This window comes from Propionigenium maris DSM 9537 (assembly GCF_027925155.1).
In the GTDB taxonomy this organism is placed as follows: domain Bacteria; phylum Fusobacteriota; class Fusobacteriia; order Fusobacteriales; family Fusobacteriaceae; genus Propionigenium; species Propionigenium maris.
The window spans coordinates 25,744-42,964 of record NZ_BSDY01000023.1 but is presented as its reverse complement, the minus strand read 5'-3'; the positions used below and the strand labels follow the sequence as shown (position 1 = coordinate 42,964).

Sequence of the window (17,221 nt, the reverse complement as noted above, 5' to 3'; positions counted from 1 at the left end):
CCTATAATTTCATATCTTGTATGACCATGTTTTGATTCTATTGTGTTTATCCAAGGGATTTGTTTTAAATTTTTATAACTTATGCAAAACCCATTTCTCCAATAAATTACGGTTGCTTCCTGAACTCCGTCACTTATAACATCCCCTTCATAGATCTCTTTCCCATTCTTATCCTTGATGCCTGTATATTGCTCTAAGACAGCCTCATCCTTCCATTCGGCATTCCCATAGCTTATGAAGCCGTCTTGATTTATATTCCAGTAAGGCTCCTTAGAATACTTCTTCTCTAACTTATCCCAAATCCTAAACTTGACCTCTCTCATAGCCCCTCCTTAGTTGTTCCTGTGGTCCTCCCAGGTAATCACATAGATTCCCTCATACTTAGATACATCCTTTACAACCCTTTGGAATAACTCATAGTCCATAGTAGCCAGGAAGATCTTCACTACCAGCCTGTCTATCTTGCCGGCTATATAATCATCCAGGATGTTGAACCTCTCATCTAGGTCCCTCAGCCTCACAGTATTGTTTTTAATGCCGTTCTTCTCTTTATGGTAGAACTCAGGGGCACTCTTAAACTTTACTACTCCAACATTTCCATATACCTCATTGTTTAGTCTCTCAAACATGATTCCCTCCTACCAACAATTTTCAAATCCTCCGCAGCCTCTGGGACCTCTACAGATTCTTTTAATTCAGTCCACTTTTTAATATCTTCCTCTATCAGATCTTCGATATCTTGCCTATGTACATAGCCTTTAGACTTAACATATTCTTTGAATTTTTCTAGCATTTCTAATTCTTTATTACATTCTTGTATTATCTTTTCATAGCTTTTATTCATGCTGCCCCCTCTCCGGTGGGACTCACCACCGGATAAACTTTTGATTTGTTATTATAGTTTCTATCCTCTCAATTCTGATTTCTCCACAATCTCAAAATCAAAATCATTACTCTTCAGGATAGCCCCGAGCCTCCCTGCATTTACCATATCGCAGTCTTTAACCTTTATGAGAATGTTCATAAGGTCTGGCTGCTTTTCTTTAGCTTTTAACCCTTCGAAAATGTGGGATATTACCGGTATTGTCCAGCCGTTCCCTAGCATCCTGTACCTCTGTGTATCGGATACGCCCTCTGTGTACCCGTCAGGAAGCCCCTGAAGCCTCTCACACTCTTTTACGGTTAACTTCCTATAGTTAGGGTTATCTATATGAGGCTCCCCCTCAAAAACGAGCTGCCTCCTTGATTTCTCAAAGTACTGTCTGGGATTCCCTCCCTTGAAGTAGTTGGCATCTATACAGTAGGCTTTATCCCTGTCTACATTCCCATACTCTACAATATCTTTCAGTAGGATCCCTTTATCTTTCGGTTCCTCCACTTTCCAGTTAAACCAGTAATACCTCTGCCTGTTGTGGGCTGTCAGTAAAGAGGAGTTTATAAATACAGGCTCAACTCCCAAAAAACCACTGATAACATCCATACTACTCTTCTTCATTTTTACATTTTCAAGCATGAATTTTACATTTGGATTAATAGCTTTTATATGATCTAGAATATTCATAAATTCAAAGAACAAAGCTGATCTAGGGTCATCGAAGGCCAGTTGTTTTCCTGCAAAACTAAATCCTTGGCAGGGACTCCCCCCCTATTACTAAATCAATGCTGCCCCAGTTTATATCCCACTCTCTCCACTTTGTGACATCCCCTAATCTATAAGGAGTGTCTTGTGGCCAGTTCTTATCGGCCACCTGGATAGCATATAGGTCTATTTCACTGCTATAGTATCTCTTTACGGGGATCCCTGCCCTCTCTAAGGCTATTCTCCCGCAGCTCTTGCCATCAAATAAGCTTAATACTTTCATTACCCCTCCACTCCGGGGGAGGTCCCCCGGCCCAAATATCTATTTTACTTACTCTTGATTTAAAATAACAAATATTTCTTGTAGATCCTGGAGCTCATCCATTGATAGGTTGAACTCTCTTTTAATTTTTCGATAGAGCTCATAATCAAACCTATACTTGCTGCTCTCCACTCCACTCAATTCAGCAGTTCCTATCCCTAATCTTCTAGCCATAGTAGTAAGGTTTAAGTCTTCTTTTTTTCTTATTTGTTTTAGAAAATGCCCTAGAACATTCTTCATTGGTACTCCCCTCTCAAAATCCTTATTTTATCCAATCTTCCAATTTGTATTTATTTCTCATAGAGAGACCTACGTCTCCATTCTCTAAATCTTGTAGACACTTATCTATATCTTCTTGCTTTAAATAATCATAACTGTTAAAAACCATATTGTTTGTAGATCTGATTCTTTCCTTTCTATCGATTATTGTATAGACAGCTCTTCCAAATTGATTTTTAACACATATTGCGTATCTAGCACTTAAAGCCTTTACAACAAACTTTATTTTAGAGCCATCCAACGATAACTTATCTCCTATTTGCATAATCTCACCTCAAATTCTTATTTTATCCGGTCACTCCTTCAAAATACTCTTCAAATGTTTCTGTATCCATTTCTAGCCATTCATTATCACTATCCAGCTTAACTCCGTCATATATTGTTATCCAGGATTTACCACTCAATTGGAAGATGGTTCCTTTTTTTACTGTCATTTCCTCGCCTGTATGCCCTCCATCACCGTCACAAACTTCACAGGTGTAGTCTTTTTTTAACTTGTAATGCCCTTCAACATTGTACTTTTCTAACATAGCTCCTCCTATAGGATCACCGGGAAAACTAACCCGTCAATATCACCAGTTTTATCAGTGTCAAAATATTCTAATTCCCCCTCTAGTTAACAATTCATCATTTGTAACGGTGGTGGCCTATGCCGCCACCATCTCTATAATTTTCTCCATTATCTCCACACTGTCATCTTTCAGGTACTGCTCAGTTGTAGCCAAGTCGCTGTGACCTAGTATTATTTGGATCTCCTTTTGGGAGAACTTCCTAAAGTTAAGCCTCTCGTCTTCACCTTTTTTCAACCCTTCAGCCCGGGACCTCCTCAAAACATGGGGAGAGATATCTTTCTCTATAAGCTTTCCGGCACTCTTTATTCTGGAGGACAGTGATTTTATGGTTATAGCCCTCTTTAAGTCTTTATTTGATTTATTCACTATCATGGGATAGATGAAGAGTTTCTCTACATCATCCTCTCCCCTCTGCTCCAGCCACATCCTTATGAGTTCCTTGGTATCGTTGTGAAACATGAGGGTTGTTTCTTTCTTCTGGCCCTTTCTGATTATCTTGTTGGTTACATTCCCGGAAAGGATATTATTCTTGGTTACCTGGTCCAATTCTGAGATCCTCGCTCCACTATCATATGCCAACCCGACCATTACAGCACACTGCAGCTGTCCCTTCTCCAGGAGCTTTGTAAGTATGGTCCTCACCTCGCTCCTGTTTAGCCACTTCTTTTCTCTTACTAGCTTCTTAGGCATCCTCTTAAGCCTTCTCATAGGGTTTTTGTTGTAGTGTTTCCATTCCTCTTCTTCATCCTCGATATAATCGAGGCAGCTTGTTACTGCACTAAGTATAGAGTTAATCCGTGAGTTACTCAGAGCAAGCTCATCTTGAAACATAATCGACATACTCCTCCAGTCTCTCCGAGACATTTCTAAGATGCTCTTATTTTCATAATTCTCTAGGATCAGCATAGCCACATGTCTTAGAAGGTTCCTGTACTCCAGTATAGTTCTCTGAGTCAATGCTTTACCTCTACATTCGCTTATGTAGTCATCTATTACGGCTTTAGTTTCCTTATTTATTTTTTTAAACTTTTCTTTTGTGTATTTAATTTTTACCATTACAAGCTCCTTACATTTTTCTTAATATATAGCTTTCAGGGACTTTGTAATCCCCTCCATTGCATGAGATAATACAAGTGTTCCCTACCTGGGCTTCCAGAATGTCTTTTACTTCACCGTCTAAAACCATGTCGCTTTCAAAACTATTAACAAAATAAACTTTGTCTCCTATGTTTGCTGGTTTCATAATGATCTCTCCTTTACTCCTATTAAAAAAAACGGTATATTACTAATACAATAAACTTTATAAGGTGGTGATTTTTATGCACGATACAGGTAGTGTAGGTTTTGACCATGACGCTGGCGGTTCAGACTTCTCTCATGGAGAGAATGGTGGATTTAATTCCCATGACCCCGGTGGCGGATAAGGAGATCTTTTAAAGGTCTCCTTTTTATATCCTCCTATTTTTCTAAGCTTGCCTTTAGCAGATATTGAACTTTCATAGAATTAAATATCTTCCTGTGAACCGGATTAAATGCCTTTGTATTAGTATCTTTAAGATAGAGCTCCTCGGCCTTTTTAAGCAGTTCAGGGGTCTCTACTACTTCTACCTTTTCTTCAGGTGGACCCTCAACAGGCTTTTCAGCCACCTGCGGAGGTTTAGGGGGGGCCGGCTTTTTCTCCTCCTCTGCCTCAAGATTTTCAAGAATCTTATTTAGATAAGCAACCAAGTTGCTTTTAATAGGAGTTAGCAGCCCTTTGTAGGCGATTCTCAAGATCTTCTTAACAACTTCTTCTCCCTCAGAGTCCACCTTTTTAATAATCCATGCATCCACTTTGGGGTTCCAAGCCTCTAGGATAAACCTGTTTCTCTTAGCTTTTTCAATTGCTATCAGTATTCCATCAGGTAGCCGGTATGCATCTTCTGATTTAGCAGCCTTGGCTTTTAAGAGCTTGAAATCATACTTGAAGATCACATGAGTAGCCTTTCTTCCTGATTTCTTAAAGTTGATTTCCTTCACCTCTGGGCACTCTTTTTTTATGAACTCGAAGACCTTTTTCTCTATGTGAGAATTTTTATATGTCTCCGGAATCTGGAAGAGAATTTTAAACCTTTCTATATCCAGGATAAAGTCTTTCCGGTGGTTAAAAGCACTCAATAGGAGCCTGGCTCTTATAGCGAAATAGGAATCCAGCTTCATTAACTCGTCCAGGTCAATTTTTGAAAAGGATCTCATATTGAAAAGCTGTTCCTGAAGGTCTTTGTTGAACTGTACAATAATATCTTCCCTGGCATTGTTGTACTCAAGGTATGAAAATAGAGAGTAGTTTCTGTACTTATCATCATCTATCTTCATGAAAAAACTTTTAGATTTAATACCATTTAAGATCTTGTTTAAATAATCAAAGCGATTACTGTTACTTAAATTAGGATAAAGATCCCCTGGAGTTAATTCTACATTAAGAGATTTATTCTCCTGTAATCTAAAAATCAAATTTAAAAATAACTTGATTTCATTTGGGGACCACTTATCCCTTTTTAAAAACTTTGAGTTAGTGTTTCCAAAAACTCCGTTAGTGATATCTCTTGAAATCTCTACATTTTTATTCAAAATAATCTCCCCTTTTTACTAGTAGGTTTTTAGTAAAGAGTAGTAAAGAGTAGTATAGCGTTTTTGTGCTTCTCTGTACTCCAACAAATTCAAAGCCTACAGATCGATTTAAAAAATGAAAGGTGACGTTTATACAGGTAAAGGTGACGTTTATACACCTTTAGGTGACGTTTATACACCCCAAAGGTGACGTTTATACAGGGTAAAGGTGACGTTTATACACCCCTGTTTTAAGTCTTTACCTGCCATCATCAGCTAGGAGGTGGTAAACTCTCCTAGGACTCCCCCAGGAGGAGGAGTTTCGGCTCTTAAAATAATTTTCTAGCTTTAAATGCTGCCTTATTAATATCATATGAATGTTCATCCTTAATATCATGGAGGTCTGCCTTAGCCAAAAGACAGGCTTTATTCGGAGTAACTCCCTGCCAAGTTCCAACATAAATTTCTATCCCGTTATACAACATGAAAACATCATAAAAACCTACTTGGTTTAACATCTTTGTCATCTTTCCTCCTTAAGCGTATACTCTATGTGGCTAGTGGATACATGAACATACCCACCAGCCTTAATATAGTGGCAACATTTACCGTTTTTCCAGCCAAGATGAACTACCCTAGAGGAGCTTCCAAAGTGGGCCCGGATCCTTTCTTTAGCAATTTTATCTAAAGGGATAGAGTCATCCATGCTTTTCCATCCTGTTCGCTTCCATGTATAAGGCATTAGCTCACCCTAGCTTTCCATCTTTTGTTTTCAGGTGTAGCTTCATCAAGGATCTTTATTGCTGCTTTGATATCTTCAAACTTTCCTTCATGGGCGTAACCATAGAAATACTTGATTTGATCAGGACTATTTTTATAAACAATTCCAAGGGCCGTACCTTTCAATTTTCCAATTGGCCACTTTAAATGCGAGGCTTTATCAAGAGTCATCTCAGAAGTATCATGAGTGGTTGTTGGCGGTTGTGATTTCTTTTGAGCTTCAGTAGTTGTTGTAGTGGTAGCTTGCTTGTCACACTCATTAGTGTAAGCCCAATATGGTAATGTAGGCTCCTTCCACCACATCCATTGACCACCTTTCATTTTCGATTTGTGCCATCCTATAGTGTCTTTTGGCTTATCCTTCTGAACCTCTTCAGCATACATTTTAGGAAGTTTATAGAGGTATCTCCCGATCCCAAATCCAGAGGAAGCCACTCTTTTAAGTGCTCCAGAACATCCGCCCTTAAGTGCATTTGGCTCCCCAATCTTACCTGTAAGTTCAGCACCGTCCTCCTTGATGATCTCACGACCATCATATATGGCCTTGAGTCTGCATAGAACACCCGATGGAGTCTCTCTATAAGCTACTGACCATCCATCGAACCCGAAGCAGTTATCAAGCCTTTCCTGTATTGCTCTAGCTTGCACGTAAGTAGCAACCTGAACCCAATATTTGCCGTTTGATTCACCAGAAGCCTGAACCTTGAATTCAAGCTCCTCCTTATCGAAAACTGCTTGCAATTTATTTTGTGTCATCATTGGTTAACACCTCCCTAGAAGGAAAGCAGCCGCATCGGACTGCACCTCTTCTATAGATTCGTGTACTTGATTTTCACTTTGAATATCCTCTTGATCCAACTTACCATTTTCAACTTCCTCCCAAAGATTATTCCAATTTCCAAAGTCTGTTGTACTTCTCATATTAAGCCACCCCCAGGGTAAGTTGCTTAAGCTTAAGGCTTGCTAGGTAGTGGATCTCCCCTTCAATCTTAGCAATTTCTTCAGGACCACCAACCTTCTTAACCCACTCTAAGGATCTCTCCCTGCTCGCTATGAGGTCCTCAATTGGTAGGTTAAAGTTGTAATGGCTAACGAATTCCATCTTATCAATATCAGATAGAGCAACCATTGCTTCTCCATGATCCTTGTAGGAGATTCCTTGTTTCCTTAAGTAACCATCGAATTGAACCATTGAATCTCTCTTCATTAGTATGCACCTCCTGTTAACTTAAGCATTTTAGCTTGAGCTTCTTCAAGAGTGGCACCTGTGACAGTAATAGACCCTCCTAAGCACTTTAGAGAAACTTCCCATGTTCCATTATTCAATTTTCTTTGTTTCATTTTGTTACCTCCTTGACTATTAGCCAAGCAAGTGGTAGACTTGAAGTGCGAATTCTGGTCGGCCACTGGTCGGCTTTTTTTTGTTTTTTTAACTTAAATTTGCTAATTTTTAAATAATTTTTAAAAAAATTATTTGTTTTTGAGTTAAAAATTGAATTTAAATATTCAATTCTCTTACTCACATTAACCTATTTCAATTTAATAATAACCTTTTTTTGGTTAATTGTCAAATTTAAAATAACTTATTTTTAGTTATTTTTAGATAAGGTTGACACAATTGGAGGTTAAAAGTATAATTTGAATATAAAATATAACTTTAGTTTAGTTAATTGTTGCGAATTAGGAGGAAGTTGAATGGATAAAATTAGAACGACGGGTGAAATAATTATAGAATATTTAGAAAGAAACGGTAAAACTCAAAAACAAATTGCAGAAGAATGTGGAAAAAGTCAGCCTTTTATCAATAAAATTGTAAAAAATAAAACCAATCCACCAGAAGATTTTTTGAGTTATTTTACTGAAAAATACAATGTTACAGATCAAGATTTATCAGATATTTATAGTTATGAAGAATATAGAAAAATTTCCCCAGATTGGAAAAGAAAAATTTTTGATTTAATGGAAGAAAATAAAAAATTACAAGAACAAGTAGATGAATTAAAAGATTTAGAAAGATTTAAAGAAGCCTTTACAATGATTGCATTAGAAAATTTTGGTAAAAAGAAAGAAAAGTAAAAACTTTTTTGAAAATTATTAAGTGATTTTAAATTATAGATTAGTTATAAAAAAGGCAAGCCTATTTTTTAGGCTTGCCTTTTTACTTAGTTAAGAGTTTTAAAATCCTCTCCAATAATGGTTATTATGCCAGCAGATCCTTCGTTATGAGATCTACTAGAAGCTTTTTCTTTACTGAATGCAGAAGTTGCAAGAACAAGCAATAGAGATAAAAAAATCAGTGTTTTTTTCATACGGTCACCTCCCTTCTTTCTAGTAAGTTAATCAATTCGCTGTCAGCAAATTGTTTATATTTTGAATATGTTTCCAAAATATCAGGTAAAGAAAATTTATTTCCTAAAATTCCAGCTTTTAAAGCTTCGATCTTATTTGCAATGTCTATGTCTTTTTCAGCTTCATACTCTAATGCAGCCATTTTCAAGTATCTAAAAGTTTTTACTCTATTCCCTAGTTTTTTATAGTAGTCGTGTAGCAAAAAACTTCTTGTGACCTTGTAGTTATTATTGTCAGTAAGAAGAAACTCAGGTTCTATCTCCTCTAGAATTTTTTTTGCTTTAGAAAAGTCTCCTTGATTCTTATAAAGTTCAAATAGGTTAAAATGAGCATGGATGAAGTCATCTTTGTCATCTGAATTTTTTATAATGCCTTTATAAATTGAGATAGCTTTGTCTACCTTCCCTGCTAACTCATAATTAACACCCAACTGTATTCGAACTTGGTTGTTTCTTTCTAATACTTTTATAGCTTCATCATAATTTTTAAGGTAGTTGTAACTTAGTGATAAGTTAACAAACAAACAAGCTGAATAAAAGTCATTTTTTTTATGAAAATCAGTTCTATAAATAACCTTTTCATAGAAATCTACATTTTCTTCGTAAGCTAAATTATAGTTGTTAGCAAGAACGTAAGCATGAGAAATGAAAAGTAGATCTTCTCCCTCCAACACGCCGATAGCCTCATCAATAATTAAATCTAAGATTTCTTTCATTTCTTTTTTCTTCGAGAAATCGATCATTCTTTCTAAAAGGCTAATACAAACCTCGAATACCTGTTCACCAAAATCATGATAGCTAGTTTTAAAAAAATTAGCTAGTTCTATTATGCTCTCAGAATCAGAAAGTTCAATTTTTGCGAGCATATAAGTACTGTGTTTTTCCAAATAACTCCACCCCCCACATAATATTTTACTATGAAATATTGACAAGTAACTATTAATAAGTTATTATTCTAATATAAATAACTTATTAAAGGTTAATTTATACGCTCTAAAAAGCATTTATTAACTACAAGAAGAGTATACTATTTCAAAAAGATAAAATCAATATATTTTTATCAATTTTATTAATGGATTTATTATCTATGAATACAGATAGACCTATCCATATTTATAGATAGTTGTTTCATTTTGAAGTATACTCTTTAGTTGAAAATTTGTAAAGTAATAACTATGTTGTCATTTTCAACTGTGACAAAATCTCAATATTTACAATGTTTACATTATAAGCTTGTTATTTCATTACTGCAAGCGAATGTGTAATCCCTAGATTACACTTTTTTTCAAAAATTCATATTTTTTTTATCGTTGTATAGTATTTTAGGAGTGAGGTGATAGGAATGAGGACAACGGCCGAAAACATCACACTAAAGAAAGGCGAAACAATGAAATTAGAAGGGTTGGCAATAGTCGGTTCCGGATCTGTAGAGTTGATATTACAGGGGAAACCGATTTGGGTATACCCTACCCGCTCAACAGTAGGATATGAGCTTGTTTTTAAGGAGCTTGAATCTGTATTTCCTAAGATAAGAGCCTTGGATGATACAGAGATAACCTATATAGAATCTTCAGAACTCAGGAGACTCTACAAGGAGAATAAAAGATTTAAAAAATCCGCAGATAAAGCTATAACGTTAACAATAAAAGCATTATTGAAAGAGGTCCTAACGCATAGCAATACTACATTCGATATAGCTCTTAAGAGGCTTGTAGAGAGTGCAAGGGGAACTTACTGTCCTGTAAATATAGCCCAGCTTTGTAAAGAGTGGGGCTATAGTAGAAACCAATTCTATAAAGCTGTAAAGAAGCTGAAGGAATTGGGAATCTACTATAAAGGGCACTGCCTCATAAAGGAGGAAGAGGAGGTGAAAGAGTGATAGGGTTATTTTTCTACAACTTCCTGAAAGATCTCATAGATATCCAGTTGATATTTATAAAGGTTATCAGGAAGGTGAAAAAAGAGAGGGTCCGGGAGAAGCCCAGGGAAAAAATACCAGTCCTGAAGATGTGGCCAGATCCGAGGGAAGGGATCCGCTGTAGCTGATATCAGGTCATTGGGTGATTGAACAATATATAATTAATAACTTTGTTTATGCATAGTGAGGAGAGAATTTAAAAATTAAGGAGGTGAAGGCCTCTTAATTTCATGAATACTTGTAGCTCTCCTCCTGATGTACCACCTAGCGGGTCTCATCCAAGAGGCCAGAGGTGCGATTCCTCTGTGGTGAAAACTAATACTTTCCCTTTAGATAATTTGAGAGTCATTAAGACTCTCATAGAGCAGCAATATTTTTCTGGCCAGAGGCCACCAAAATACTGAATAAGATTGCCATCTTAGCTGTTCTATGAGATTTTTAAATCTCAATCCAAGCACCAAAGGTTTAGGGGCACAACGCCCCTAAAGCCCCCCTGAAAATCAATAATAAAATGAGGGGTGAGATAATGTTAGGAAATAGAGTTTTTCAAAATGAAATGATTGTTGGAATGGCTAAGGTCCTTAAAGTTCCAATTGAGAAAGAATCAGAAGTTTATATTCTCTACAAGAACGAAAGGGACAGGGTCCATAGGAAGGAATACTTCAGGGGTAGCCCAGATGATACATACCAAAAGTTGCTTCAAATTGAAGAATATAGGAGGGGGGAAGCGTGGGGATAAAAAACATTAAGATGATCAACATCAGAAAAAAGGATCCAAAGGAACTGGATGCAGCTCTCGCTGAAGTTAATAGTAATAAGCTTATAGAGGGAAGTGTGAAGTTTTGGGAGTCCATAGACAGGACTACAGGGGAAAAAGAGTTTTGCTACAGTGCTTTATCCAGAATATAAGGAGGGAGTAAGATGCAACTAGCTAAAGGAGAGTTAATTCACGATATAAAAGATCGATTTAGATTTTCATTAACAGAATTAAGAAAAGGCCTTATGGATTTTGAGTTAGACCTTGTTTACCAGGCGTATCCAAAGTTGTCTAAAAAAGAGATAGACAATATTTAAAAAGAGTTTAGTCAGGGAAAATTTAAGGCTAAAGCCAAGAAGAAAGAAACTTACAAACAGCCACAAGAGGGGATGTATAGAGGGGTCATAAGTGGAAGAGTCATTATAGGATAACAGTATGCACTGGTAGCTCAGTTGGTTAGAAGCACCGTGATGGTAAGCGGTGGGCTCGGGTTCGAATCCCGACTGGTGCAACCTAGGTACACCTCCTTAATATATATAAGCGGGAGCATTAGCTCTCGTGTAGTTGGCTAAAAGGACAGAGCCTTTGCTCGAATAGTCAAAACCTTTTGCGTTGGCCAACTACACGAGATTTAATATCTCACACAAAGAGGCCTCCTTTTATAAGGAGGCCAACCCTATGGGGTAAAGGAGGGTTAAAATTAAAAAGAGACTAGATGAAATCTTTCAATCTCTAGAAGTAGTAGGGACATTGGCCCTCCACGAACAATTTGAAAAGATTATTGAAGAGGTTGAGGAGCTGGATTATGCATTGCAGTGTGAGTGCGAAGAAAGGGTTACTCAAGAAGCAATAGACGTAATGAGAGCCTTAAAAGGATTCTTAGATATACTTGCGGAAAAACATGGAATAGATGTCAATGAGGCTCTCTTAGAGAATGACGGGAGCGTTACGAGTAGATATGCAGTGGCGAAAAGGAGGAATGGGTTAAGTGAAAGAGGTTAGGTGCAGTTGTGGGAAGCTTCTTGCAAAAATTAGTGGTGAAAGGTTGGAAATAGATGGAGAAACAAAGGTTTCCATATCTATTAATGATTATGAAATAAAATGCCTTAAGTGCAAGAATGTAAAAAAAGGAAAAATTAAATAAAAAATTAGAGACTCACGAAGTCCCGGCAAGGAGCGATCCAAGCCTGGGGCTTTTTATTTTTTGGAGGTGAAGAAAAGTATGTGGATTACCAAGACGTAGATTTCCAAAAACTCTGGCTGGAGTGCTATGAAAAGGTGTATAGAGCCTGCTTTTCTCAGTTGAAATATACAGAAGAGAAGAAACTTAAGATACCTGAGAACCATAGAGAGCTTCAAAAGATTGGAGCCGACAAGATCAGGTTGAAGGTGCTTGAAAAGGGCATCCATGGGCTTGAGTCAAGAAACTGGAAGGTTAATATCCGTGGGGACAACTTTACGAAGCTCTACTCAGGGATTACCGGCAGAACCCACTGGTGTTTTCTAGAGATCAATCCAGCTAAGGTTTTATATGGAAACAATATCAGGAATGTAAGGAGCAGGGACCTTATCAATAAAGTATTCAAAAGAGCTTTTCAAGAGATAGAGGAGCTAGGATATACGATAGATCCCGATCATGTAGAACTTTCTCACCTGGAAGCTAACGAGATACTAATCCTAGATCCTAAGGATATCAATCAAGATACTGTAAGAATCATCACCGACGATATATCTAAGGGACACTTTAGGACTAAGAGTAGCTTACACAAGCAGTCCCTGAAACCAAATGGGTTTGAGATAGGAACCAGGGAGAAGGGGATAACCGGGTACGATAAGCACCTGGAGATTCTGAAAAAGGAGCTGAAGAAGAGAAACAGGAAGCTTCCATCAATGAAGGAGCTCCGTAAGCTAGCAGCAGACTATATGATCTTTTTTAGGTTAGAGGCCAAAAGAGGTCCCGAATCCCTTAAAAATATTCTTGGAGAAGAAGGGGTTAAACTAAGTAGCTTCCTAGAGAACCCCGAGGAAGTACTAGATAAAGTGTTTACATCTACTATAAAGGAAGCAGGACTTACAGAAGAGAGGGTAGTAGAGATCAACTCCAAGAAGGTAAAAAGCTTGGCACTTAAGTTCAAGAGGTATAAAAAAAAGTCTGATAGGGGCTTTATTGTGAGGTTCCTCAAGGACTACCAGTCTCAGGTGTGGGGGTTAGATCAGCTTTATGGTGTAGTGGATCATATTGGAGGGGACAGAAAGCTTAGATACAAGAGGAAAAAAAGTTTAAAAGCAAACTATGAAGAGATTAAAAATTCAGAGAATAAAAGCTTAGATGCCTTTAGATGTTTAAAAAATTTCATTGAAAACATCTAAATTTATTTGTCGCCTAAAAATTCTATTATAGTCGACGCTCAAAAATACAACTATCTAAGCAATATAAGGGAATATAGAGGATTCATGAATAAAAAACGATACCCCCACTCCCTTACTATAAGTAGGAAGTTGTAACAAAAAACTTGGATATTACTTGGATGAAATGGAGGGGATTAAGTTGAGTACAGATATCTGGAAAATTATAAGAAAAGAATATGAAACCACATTAACCTCCTACCAGAAGTTATCTGACAAACATGGGTACACCAAGAATGCTATAGCCACCAGATCCAAGAAGGAAGGCTGGATAAAGTTTAAAAAAAGAAGAGAGATAATCCAGAGAGCAGCTGAAGAGTTGTTTGCAGAAGAATCGACCTCGAAGGTGCTGGACCTCATTAGGAAAGAAGATGGCTCCCTGGAAAAAATTCAGGTTGAAATCGATAAGGATGTCCCTTTTGCAGATATCATCCAGATGGTTACAGAAATATCAGGAGGAGCTGAGGAAACTAAAATTGGCCTAAAAGTAAAAATGGACGGAACCATCAAGTCCTTAGCAGAAACTGCAATGATGATTGGAAATAAGAGAAGAGAATTAAGAGGAGTCCTACCTCTAAAGGACAGAGAATTATTGAAACTGAAGAAGGAAGAGCTTGAACATAAAAAATATGTGGATTATCAAAAGCTTACTCTTGATAGAGAAGCTCTTGAAGTTAAGAAAAAAGAGTCATTAGGAGATGCTTTAGAAACTGAGGAGAAGCAAAAGCAGATAGAGGAGAATCAAGAGGATTTCTTCAATTCACTTTTCCACGATGGGGAAGATATGTTTTCACAGGAGTAACTCAAGGGAGATGATTATGGATTATTGCATTGAAGTGAAAGGGATAATGTATATTTGGTGTGATTATATCAGAGACTATCGGCCAATAGAGCCAAGCGAGGTTTAATATGTGGAAATTAACTATAGCAGATCCAACCGGAAAGAAAGACCTTGAGCCAAGGCATTATGACAATTATGATGCAGCTGAACTTGAAAGAGTGGGATATTCAATGAATGGTTATCAAACTTGTCTGCAGTATGTGGGGCCAGAGGCAAAGTGTTTCCAGTGTGCTTTGATACAAGATCACACATGTTCAGAGACCTGTCCTTACCACAAGGAGGTTGATATGTAATGAAGCTATGGGAATGTATACATTATAGAAAACTGGCTCATCACGAGCCATCTTGTCAGAAAGGGATCCCGTTACATCTATGCAGCGGAGACTGTGGACAGAATATGACACTTGGAGAATGGAGGGAGATCCTCAAAAAGATTCCATATAAGAAAAAGATTGGTGATGCAACATAATTTTGCAAGAGGGGTGGATTTTTAAAAAAAGATCTACTCTTTGTGCAAAATTGTAATTTGTACAATAGGACATTGGAAACTGAATATTTTTAATCGATAAACAGTATTAAAAGTAAGTTCATTAAAAATGTATCAAAAATTATTTACTTTAGCTCTTGTTTACTATATAATTAAAGTAGTGAAAGTTACTTTAGTTACATTAGATACAAAAAAAAGGGGGGAGGAATATGATTTTTGGTTATGCGAGGGTTTCAACAGAAAATCAAAGACTCGGAAGACAGATAGATAATATTTTTGATAAATACCCAGAGGCTCACATCTTTAAAGAAAAATTTACAGGAACTACAACAGATAGGCCAGAGTTCTCAAAATTAATAAAAGAGGCTAGAGAGGGAGATAAAATAGTTTTTGACTCTATATCAAGAATGAGTAGAAATTCAAGTGAAGGAGTTGGACTTTATAAAAGTCTTATGGAAAATAATATCGACTTGATATTTTTAAAAGAACCTCATATTAATACAGAAGTGATAAAAAGAGCAATAATGAAAGCTCATAGCTTTAAGCTTGAAAATGATGGTAATAAACTTTTAAAAAGAACAGAGGAGTTTATAAAAGATATTCTTCTTATTCAAGTTGAGGAACAGATTGAAATAGTTTTTAATCAATCAGAGAAAGAAGTTAAGGATCTTCAAAATAGAATTTCAGAAGGAATGAGAAAGGCAAAGGCTAACGGCTCAAGGATAGGAACTGAGAAAGGTAGAACCTTTGAAACAAAGAAGTCAATTGAAATGAAAGAGAAAATAAGAAAGATGTCTAAAAAGTTTGATGGGGTTATGAAGGATAAAGAAGTCATTGAGATTTTAAGACTCTCAAGAAATACGTATTATAAATATGTAAAAGAAATGAATAAATAATTTTTAGTACCGCTTATCGATTAAAGATAGGCGGTTTTTTATTATCACTTATTTTTTATAAAAATTTTACAGGTACAAACATAGGGGGACTTCATTTGGAAGCCCTTAAAATCAGTCTGAGGAGGTCAAATTTTGATAAGGCGTGTTGATTTTAGATTTAACTTTAAGAAATTCAAGAAAAAATCAAAAAACCTTGTCTTGATGTACTCCTCGGAGCACTTTAGGAAAAAGTTTAAGGGAGTAGTTGCACATGGAGCTGTAAGAAGTTCTAAAACTTTCTCTCTTGCCCTTGGACAGATACTTTATGTTAACCAGACAGGAGAGAATACACTTAACCTCTGGGGAGGAGTATCTAAAGAAGCCATCGATGGTAACTATGTTACTCCTTCCTTGGACCTTCTTAGGTCTATAGGGTTTTCCTGTAAAAGAAGTGGTAACGAGGTAGAGGTTTATCTGCCTAGGTCCACGAGAATCACCAGAAAGCTGGGGCTCAGGGCAGGTGTAAGAAACTACTACGAGATCAAGGGAGGAGATACTGTCAGATCAGAGAGCAAGGTCCAGGGTAGAACCTACTACACTATCCTGATAGATGAGGCTCCCAAGTGTGACAGGCAGTACATTCGGCAGGCTATGGCTAGAACGGTTTCCTATGGTATTGATGGAAAGGTGTTCCTTACAGGGAACCCAGAGGGGTCTAAAAAGCATTGGTTCCATAAAGAATATATAGCTGGAGCAGCTAAAAAGCTACTATTTCCTATCCATTTCAAGCTAGAAGACAATGGTAGTTTAACCGAGAAACAGATCAGCCTAGCTAAAACTATGTACTCTGGGGTTTTCTATCGGAGGATGATCGAAGGGGAATGGGTAGCAGCTGAGGGGCTGGTTTATGACTGCGTAACTGAGGCAAACTACATCACTTCAGATCAAGTACCGCAAGGGGCTCTAGATGTATATCTATCCCTCGACTACGGTAACTCAAATGCTTTCAGTTGTGGGCTATGGGTGAAAAAGCGAGGGGATGACAAAGCATACAGAATCGACCAGTACTACTATAACGCTAAGAAAGCCGGCAAGAAGAAGTCAGCAGCTCAATACGTTAAAGAGATCATAAAGATGATGGAACACTATGGCCTGGAGCCTTGGGAAGCAGAAGGGATTGTGGTCGATCCATCAGCCCCTATAAAACCTGAGCTTGAAGAAGGGGGCTTCTATGTAATCGATGCAGACAACAATGTATTGGAAGGTATACAGGAGACGTATGAAGCCCTGGCAGAAAGAAGATTGCTTATAGTCAAAGAGAATTGCGAGAGCTGGTGTGAAGAGGTTGAGCTTTATGCATGGGACGAAAAAGCCTCTGAACAGGGAGAAGATAAGGTCATGAAGATGTGGGATCACACAATGGATGAGACTAGATACTTTACTAAAACAGTATTAGCAGCATAGGAGG

Annotated in this window: 32 protein-coding genes, 1 tRNA gene and 1 pseudogene; 15 read left to right on the top strand and 19 right to left on the bottom strand. The window is 37.3% G+C overall.

The genetic code is table 11. The features are described from left to right. From QMG11_RS16605 to QMG11_RS16525, 17 genes and pseudogenes are all read right to left on the bottom strand, one after another. Window positions 1–323 (bottom strand): YopX family protein (locus QMG11_RS16605; protein WP_281837442.1); only part of this gene is annotated, 323 nt, incomplete at its 3' end. Between the two features lie 9 nt (window positions 324–332). Continuing rightward, entirely contained in the window at window positions 333–629 is a 297-nt protein-coding gene (locus QMG11_RS16600; RefSeq protein WP_281837441.1) for a hypothetical protein, read from the bottom strand. Continuing rightward, window positions 614–844, bottom strand: coding sequence for a hypothetical protein (locus QMG11_RS16595; protein ID WP_281837440.1), 231 nt, complete (start codon window positions 842–844; stop codon window positions 614–616). The genes QMG11_RS16600 and QMG11_RS16595 overlap by 16 nt, the downstream gene beginning before the upstream one ends. A 60-nt stretch (window positions 845–904) precedes the next feature. Continuing rightward, window positions 905–1,480, bottom strand: a complete 576-nt coding sequence (locus tag QMG11_RS16590; protein WP_281837439.1) for a DNA cytosine methyltransferase — start codon at window positions 1,478–1,480, stop codon at window positions 905–907. A 72-nt stretch (window positions 1,481–1,552) separates the two neighbouring features. Beyond that, window positions 1,553–1,603, bottom strand: a pseudogene (locus QMG11_RS16585) (hypothetical protein); the annotation flags it as partial. A gap of 16 nt (window positions 1,604–1,619) precedes the next feature. Beyond that, the gene (locus QMG11_RS16580) at window positions 1,620–1,862 is read right to left on the bottom strand and encodes a DNA cytosine methyltransferase (RefSeq protein ID WP_281837438.1); all 243 of its coding nucleotides are present in this window, start codon (window positions 1,860–1,862) and stop codon (window positions 1,620–1,622) included. Between the two features lie 48 nt (window positions 1,863–1,910). After that, window positions 1,911–2,141: a helix-turn-helix transcriptional regulator gene (locus tag QMG11_RS16575; protein WP_281837437.1), complete on the bottom strand. Its 231-nt coding sequence runs from the start codon at window positions 2,139–2,141 to the stop codon at window positions 1,911–1,913. 22 nt (window positions 2,142–2,163) lie between these two features. Beyond that, window positions 2,164–2,445, bottom strand: coding sequence for a hypothetical protein (locus QMG11_RS16570; RefSeq protein ID WP_281837436.1), 282 nt, complete (start codon window positions 2,443–2,445; stop codon window positions 2,164–2,166). A gap of 22 nt (window positions 2,446–2,467) precedes the next feature. Further along, entirely contained in the window at window positions 2,468–2,710 is a 243-nt protein-coding gene (locus QMG11_RS16565; protein WP_281837435.1) for a hypothetical protein, read from the bottom strand. A 117-nt stretch (window positions 2,711–2,827) separates the two neighbouring features. Further along, window positions 2,828–3,808, bottom strand: coding sequence for a tyrosine-type recombinase/integrase (locus tag QMG11_RS16560; protein WP_281837434.1), 981 nt, complete (start codon window positions 3,806–3,808; stop codon window positions 2,828–2,830). Between the two features lie 10 nt (window positions 3,809–3,818). Then, window positions 3,819–3,995 carry a hypothetical protein gene (locus QMG11_RS16555; RefSeq protein ID WP_281837433.1) on the bottom strand — a complete coding sequence of 59 codons (177 nt, stop codon included), beginning with the start codon at window positions 3,993–3,995 and terminating at the stop codon, window positions 3,819–3,821. 215 nt (window positions 3,996–4,210) lie between these two features. Then, window positions 4,211–5,362: a replication initiation protein gene (locus QMG11_RS16550; protein ID WP_281837432.1), complete on the bottom strand. Its 1,152-nt coding sequence runs from the start codon at window positions 5,360–5,362 to the stop codon at window positions 4,211–4,213. Between the two features lie 308 nt (window positions 5,363–5,670). Then, a complete protein-coding gene (locus QMG11_RS16545; protein ID WP_281837431.1) occupies window positions 5,671–5,868 on the bottom strand; it encodes a hypothetical protein in 198 nt (65 codons plus the stop codon). A 214-nt stretch (window positions 5,869–6,082) separates the two neighbouring features. Beyond that, window positions 6,083–6,880, bottom strand: a complete 798-nt coding sequence (locus QMG11_RS16540; RefSeq protein WP_281837430.1) for a Rad52/Rad22 family DNA repair protein — start codon at window positions 6,878–6,880, stop codon at window positions 6,083–6,085. Window positions 6,881–6,883: 3 nt separating this feature from the next. After that, window positions 6,884–7,042, bottom strand: a complete 159-nt coding sequence (locus tag QMG11_RS16535) for a hypothetical protein (RefSeq protein ID WP_281837429.1) — start codon at window positions 7,040–7,042, stop codon at window positions 6,884–6,886. Window position 7,043: 1 nt separating this feature from the next. Then, window positions 7,044–7,328 carry a hypothetical protein gene (locus QMG11_RS16530; RefSeq protein WP_281837428.1) on the bottom strand — a complete coding sequence of 95 codons (285 nt, stop codon included), beginning with the start codon at window positions 7,326–7,328 and terminating at the stop codon, window positions 7,044–7,046. After that, window positions 7,328–7,462 (bottom strand): hypothetical protein, encoded by a 135-nt coding sequence (locus QMG11_RS16525; RefSeq protein ID WP_281837427.1) that lies wholly within the window; start codon window positions 7,460–7,462, stop codon window positions 7,328–7,330. Before QMG11_RS16525 ends, QMG11_RS16530 begins: the two co-directional genes overlap by 1 nt. A 354-nt stretch (window positions 7,463–7,816) precedes the next feature. Between QMG11_RS16525 and QMG11_RS16520 the strand changes: the two genes are divergently transcribed. Further along, window positions 7,817–8,197 carry a helix-turn-helix domain-containing protein gene (locus QMG11_RS16520; RefSeq protein WP_281837426.1) on the top strand — a complete coding sequence of 127 codons (381 nt, stop codon included), beginning with the start codon at window positions 7,817–7,819 and terminating at the stop codon, window positions 8,195–8,197. Between the two features lie 86 nt (window positions 8,198–8,283). Here the strand turns inward: QMG11_RS16520 and QMG11_RS16515 are convergent, their stop codons facing one another. Beyond that, window positions 8,284–8,430, bottom strand: a complete 147-nt coding sequence (locus tag QMG11_RS16515; protein WP_281837425.1) for a hypothetical protein — start codon at window positions 8,428–8,430, stop codon at window positions 8,284–8,286. Next, a complete protein-coding gene (locus QMG11_RS16510; protein WP_281837424.1) occupies window positions 8,427–9,356 on the bottom strand; it encodes a tetratricopeptide repeat protein in 930 nt (309 codons plus the stop codon). Before QMG11_RS16510 ends, QMG11_RS16515 begins: the two co-directional genes overlap by 4 nt. A 455-nt stretch (window positions 9,357–9,811) precedes the next feature. On the opposite strand from QMG11_RS16510, the gene QMG11_RS16505 reads away from it, so the two are divergent. The 14 genes from QMG11_RS16505 (at window position 9,812) to QMG11_RS16440 (ending at window position 17,217) form a co-directional block, all read left to right on the top strand. Continuing rightward, window positions 9,812–10,348, top strand: a complete 537-nt coding sequence (locus QMG11_RS16505; RefSeq protein ID WP_281837423.1) for a hypothetical protein — start codon at window positions 9,812–9,814, stop codon at window positions 10,346–10,348. Beyond that, window positions 10,345–10,515, top strand: a complete 171-nt coding sequence (locus QMG11_RS16500) for a hypothetical protein (protein WP_281837422.1) — start codon at window positions 10,345–10,347, stop codon at window positions 10,513–10,515. The genes QMG11_RS16505 and QMG11_RS16500 overlap by 4 nt, the downstream gene beginning before the upstream one ends. Window positions 10,516–10,913: 398 nt before the next feature. Further along, on the top strand, window positions 10,914–11,126 hold the full coding sequence (locus tag QMG11_RS16495) for a hypothetical protein (RefSeq protein ID WP_281837421.1): 213 nt from the start codon (window positions 10,914–10,916) through the stop codon (window positions 11,124–11,126). Beyond that, complete coding sequence (locus QMG11_RS16490; RefSeq protein WP_281837420.1) at window positions 11,117–11,296, top strand: hypothetical protein; 180 nt, start codon at window positions 11,117–11,119, stop codon at window positions 11,294–11,296. Before QMG11_RS16495 ends, QMG11_RS16490 begins: the two co-directional genes overlap by 10 nt. 12 nt (window positions 11,297–11,308) lie before the next feature. Further along, window positions 11,309–11,461: a hypothetical protein gene (locus tag QMG11_RS16485; protein WP_281837419.1), complete on the top strand. Its 153-nt coding sequence runs from the start codon at window positions 11,309–11,311 to the stop codon at window positions 11,459–11,461. Between the two features lie 120 nt (window positions 11,462–11,581). Further along, window positions 11,582–11,655 (top strand) — tRNA-OTHER (locus tag QMG11_RS16480). A gap of 239 nt (window positions 11,656–11,894) precedes the next feature. Beyond that, window positions 11,895–12,146, top strand: coding sequence for a hypothetical protein (locus tag QMG11_RS16475; protein ID WP_281837418.1), 252 nt, complete (start codon window positions 11,895–11,897; stop codon window positions 12,144–12,146). After that, window positions 12,133–12,288: a hypothetical protein gene (locus tag QMG11_RS16470; protein ID WP_281837417.1), complete on the top strand. Its 156-nt coding sequence runs from the start codon at window positions 12,133–12,135 to the stop codon at window positions 12,286–12,288. Before QMG11_RS16475 ends, QMG11_RS16470 begins: the two co-directional genes overlap by 14 nt. Window positions 12,289–12,368: 80 nt before the next feature. Then, a complete protein-coding gene (locus tag QMG11_RS16465) occupies window positions 12,369–13,514 on the top strand; it encodes a hypothetical protein (protein ID WP_281837416.1) in 1,146 nt (381 codons plus the stop codon). 178 nt (window positions 13,515–13,692) lie between these two features. Beyond that, window positions 13,693–14,352: a hypothetical protein gene (locus QMG11_RS16460; RefSeq protein WP_281837415.1), complete on the top strand. Its 660-nt coding sequence runs from the start codon at window positions 13,693–13,695 to the stop codon at window positions 14,350–14,352. Window positions 14,353–14,459: 107 nt separating this feature from the next. After that, window positions 14,460–14,684 (top strand): hypothetical protein, encoded by a 225-nt coding sequence (locus tag QMG11_RS16455; RefSeq protein ID WP_281837414.1) that lies wholly within the window; start codon window positions 14,460–14,462, stop codon window positions 14,682–14,684. Next, window positions 14,684–14,860, top strand: coding sequence for a hypothetical protein (locus tag QMG11_RS16450; RefSeq protein WP_281837413.1), 177 nt, complete (start codon window positions 14,684–14,686; stop codon window positions 14,858–14,860). Before QMG11_RS16455 ends, QMG11_RS16450 begins: the two co-directional genes overlap by 1 nt. 227 nt (window positions 14,861–15,087) lie before the next feature. After that, window positions 15,088–15,774, top strand: coding sequence for a recombinase family protein (locus QMG11_RS16445; RefSeq protein ID WP_281837412.1), 687 nt, complete (start codon window positions 15,088–15,090; stop codon window positions 15,772–15,774). Between the two features lie 132 nt (window positions 15,775–15,906). Further along, the gene (locus QMG11_RS16440) at window positions 15,907–17,217 is read left to right on the top strand and encodes a terminase large subunit domain-containing protein (protein WP_281837411.1); all 1,311 of its coding nucleotides are present in this window, start codon (window positions 15,907–15,909) and stop codon (window positions 17,215–17,217) included. The last annotated feature ends 4 nt before the right edge of the window (window positions 17,218–17,221 follow it).